The sequence below is a fragment of the Streptomyces sp. NPDC055632 genome (assembly GCF_053618675.1).
Window position 1 is genome coordinate 1 of sequence record NZ_JBSHHY010000092.1, and the last position, 3,000, is coordinate 3,000.

Consider the following 3,000-nt stretch of genomic DNA (forward strand, 5'->3'; position numbering starts at 1 on the left):
CACCTGTCGACGGAACGTTCCGTCGACAGGTGCCCGCCGCCTGTCCACCGCAGGTCAGTGGATGATCCCCGTCCGCAGGGCCACCGCGACCATGCCGGCGCGGTCGCCGGTGCCCAGTTTGCGGGCGATGCGGGCGAGGTGGCTCTTGACGGTCAGGGCGGACAGGCCCATGGAGACGCCGATCGCCTTGTTCGACTGGCCCTCCGCGACGAGCCGCAGCACCTCGACCTCACGGCCGGAGAGCTCGCGGTAACCGCCCGGGTGGCTCGGGGCACCCGGGGGGCGGCGGTGGCCCAGACGGGCCGCTGCGGCGCCGATGGGGGCGGCGCCGGGACGGGTGGGGTGACCGATGTTGGTCCGGGTGCCGGTGACGACGTAGCCCTTCACACCGCCCGCGAGGGCGTTGCGCACGGCGCCGATGTCGTCGGCGGCCGAGAGGGCGAGGCCGTTGGGCCAGCCCGCGGCGCGGGTCTCGGACAGCAGGGTCAGGCCGCTGCCGTCGGGCAGGTGGACGTCGGCAACGCAGATGTCGCGCGGGTTGCCGACGCGGGGGCGGGCCTCCGCGATGGACGACGCCTCGATCACGTCACGTACTCCGAGGGCCCACAGGTGACGGGTCACGGTGGAACGGACGCGCGGGTCGGCCACGACGACCATGGCCGTCGGCTTGTTCGGGCGGTAGGCGACCAGGCTTGCGGGCTGCTCGAGGAGAACGGACACCAGGCCTCCTGGGGGGAAGGTGGGGGACGGAGCCGGCTCGGGGAAGAAGCCGGGGGCGGACCCGTGCTGTGAAGGGGTCACTGACTCCTTCGGCAGCAGGGCCGCCCGCCTTTAGGGAAAGATCACGATTTGGTGAGTAACAATTAGGGCAATTCGGACGCCTGATCGATCATCCTACGAGCAGGCCCCGCTCCGTCACCCTCCCGGGGGAGCCCCGGAGCGCCTTTCCGAACGCCCTGTACAACGCGCCGGAGCGCCCCGGGAAACGTCAGACCTGCTGCGGACCCCGCCGCTGCGGCAGCGAGACGACGCCCCCGCCCGTGGTCGTCCCCGCCGCCCCCGGCTCGGCGGACGCGGGCGGCAGCCCCGCGATCTGGCAGAGCAGGTCGCACCAGGCCGCCAGGTGCGCCCCCGTGTCCGGCACCCCGTTCGGGCCCTCGCGCGGCGTCCAGGACGCCCGGATCTCGATCTGGGTCGCCGGCCGCCGGTCCGCGAGCCCGCCGAAGTAGTGCGAGCCCGCCATCGTCACGGTCCCGCTCGCCTCCCCGTACGCGAGCCCCCGCGCCTCCAGGGCCCCCGTCAGCCAGGACCAGCACACCTCCGGCAGCAGCGGGTCCGCCGCCATCTCCGGCTCCAGCTCCGCCCGCACCAGCGTCACCAGGCGGAACGTTCCCTTCCAGGCCTCGTGCCCGGCCGGATCGTGCAGCAGGACGAGCCGCCCGTCCGCCAGGTCGTCCTCGCCGTCGACGACCGCCGCCTCCACCGCGTACGCGTACGGGGCCAGCCGCTGCGGCGGTCTGGTCGGGTCCACCTCGATCTCGGGCCGCAGCCGCGCCGCGCGCAAGGCCTCCACCGCCCGCCGGAAGGCCGGTGGCACCGGGTTCGCCTCCGTACTGCCCGCCGTTTCGTCCGTCCCTCGATCGCCTTCGGAATGATCGGAAAAGTGTCCCTGAGCCGCAGCCATGCGGGGAAGAGTAGGCGGAACGGGGCCTCCGTGCAGGGAGGGACACCCGGCCCGGGCGAGCGGCTTCCCGCCACATGCGAAGATTCTGGGCGTGAGTGCCAACGACAGCCCGCAGGGCCAGCAGACGAAGCAGCAGTCGCGGACGTACGACTCCGCGTTCCTCAAGGCGTGCCGGCGCGAGCCGGTGCCGCACACCCCCGTCTGGTTCATGCGGCAGGCCGGGCGCTCCCTCCCCGAGTACCTGAAGGTCCGCGAGGGCATCCCCATGCTGGAGTCGTGCATGCGGCCCGAGCTGGTCACCGAGATCACGCTCCAGCCGGTGCGCCGCCACAAGGTCGACGCCGCCATCTACTTCAGCGACATCGTCGTCCCCCTCAAGGCCATCGGCCTCGACCTCGACATCAAGCCCGGCGTCGGCCCGGTCGTCGCCGAGCCGATCCGCACCCGCGCCGACCTGGCCCGGCTGCGCGACCTGACCCCCGAGGACGTCCACTACGTCACCGAGGCCATCGGCATGCTCACCGGCGAGCTGGGCGACACCCCGCTCATCGGTTTCGCCGGCGCGCCCTTCACCCTCGCGAGCTACCTCGTCGAGGGCGGTCCGTCGCGCAACCACGAGCACACCAAGGCGCTCATGTACGGCGACCCGCAGCTCTGGGCCGACCTCCTCGACCGCCTCGCCGAGATCACCTCGGCCTTCCTCAAGGTCCAGATCGAGGCCGGCGCCTCCGCCGTGCAGCTCTTCGACTCCTGGGTCGGCGCCCTCGCCCCGGCCGACTACCGCCGCTCCGTGATGCCCGCCTCCGTGAAGGTGTTCGACGCGGTCGCCGGGTACGGCGTCCCGCGCATCCACTTCGGCGTCGGCACGGGCGAGCTGCTCGGCCTCATGGGCGAGGCGGGCGCGGACGTCGTCGGCGTCGACTGGCGCGTCCCGCTCGACGAGGCCGCCCGCCGCGTCGGCCCCGGCAAGGCGCTCCAGGGCAACCTCGACCCCGCCGTCCTCTTCTCCTCCCGCGAGGCCGTGGAGACCAAGACGGACGAGGTCCTGGCCGCCGCGAAGGGCCTGGAGGGGCACGTCTTCAACCTGGGCCACGGCGTCCTGCCGACCACCGACCCGGACGCGCTGACCCGCCTCGTCGAGTACGTGCACACCCGCACGGCCGGCTGACCCGACCGCCCGGAAGCACTGCCGAGTACGCGCACGCCCGCACGACAGGCCGACCGCCGGGAAGCACTGCCGAGTACGCGCACGACCGGCCGACCGCCGGAAAGCATTCACACGACGGCGACGGCCGCCGGGGGCACCCCCCGGCGGC

Annotated in this window: 3 protein-coding genes; 1 reads left to right on the plus strand and 2 read right to left on the minus strand. The window is 73.3% G+C overall.

Going from position 1 to position 3,000, the window contains the following annotated elements:
* Positions 1-54 precede the first annotated feature (54 nt).
* On the minus strand, positions 55-720 hold the full coding sequence (locus tag ACWGSR_RS37610) for a response regulator transcription factor (protein WP_015037008.1): 666 nt from the start codon (positions 718-720) through the stop codon (positions 55-57).
* A gap of 268 nt (positions 721-988) precedes the next feature.
* Positions 989-1,684: a DUF3000 domain-containing protein gene (locus tag ACWGSR_RS37615; RefSeq protein ID WP_376247356.1), complete on the minus strand. Its 696-nt coding sequence runs from the start codon at positions 1,682-1,684 to the stop codon at positions 989-991.
* 91 nt (positions 1,685-1,775) lie between these two features.
* On the opposite strand from ACWGSR_RS37615, the gene hemE reads away from it, so the two are divergent.
* The gene (gene hemE / locus ACWGSR_RS37620; RefSeq protein ID WP_376247353.1) at positions 1,776-2,852 is read left to right on the plus strand and encodes a uroporphyrinogen decarboxylase; all 1,077 of its coding nucleotides are present in this window, start codon (positions 1,776-1,778) and stop codon (positions 2,850-2,852) included.
* Positions 2,853-3,000: the final 148 nt, after the last annotated feature.